Here is a 633-nt window from a genome sequence, read left to right on the forward strand (position 1 = left end):
CTCAATTATATCGACCTCAAATGAATAGATTAAAATAGTTCTAAAAGAGTGAAAAATAGTTCTTATAACAACTATCATTCAACTTCACAAAGAATGTTAGAGATAAGAATATGCTTAAAGTAATATTTTCCTTTTCATTCTTATGAAAATATTATTTTCAAATTATTGTTATTATGGTGCTATATAGAAGACTTTATGCCCGCACATTTGACACGCCATGTTATAAAAATCAAAAGAAATAAATAGCGGCTAACCAACGTCTATCAAAATAAGTCGATTACATCTGAAGGCTTAGCATAATTTTTCGCAAAAACAAAAAAGCCGCCAAAATGGCGACTTCTTATGCGTATATGTTGTTGTCTCTCCTTGCAGTGCTGAAGTCTGCACCTGTGTTCGATAAACCTATTGTTCCTCGTTAGCTTTTATTCTTCAACTTCAACAATGATGTTAACCATAGATGCATCGTGATTTTTAATGCGAAGTGGTGCTGTGAAAGCAGATAATATCTTTTTACCAATTAATGGTGAAGGGTTTATGTCTTCGTAAATGAGCATTGTCGGCTCTTCATATTTTTCATGGTCTAAGAAGGCATGGTGAACAAAATAGCCGTTTCTTTTGGCTTCTTCCAGATTT

Annotated in this window: 1 pseudogene; it reads right to left on the bottom strand. The window is 33.0% G+C overall.

Annotated features, from left to right (window positions below):
* Positions 1 to 422: 422 nt before the first annotated feature.
* Positions 423 to 633, bottom strand: a pseudogene (locus tag GRP75_RS28815) (cyclase family protein); the annotation flags it as partial.

This window comes from Paenibacillus sp. OT2-17 (assembly GCF_009827695.1).
GTDB lineage: Bacteria > Bacillota > Bacilli > Paenibacillales > Paenibacillaceae > Paenibacillus > Paenibacillus polymyxa_B.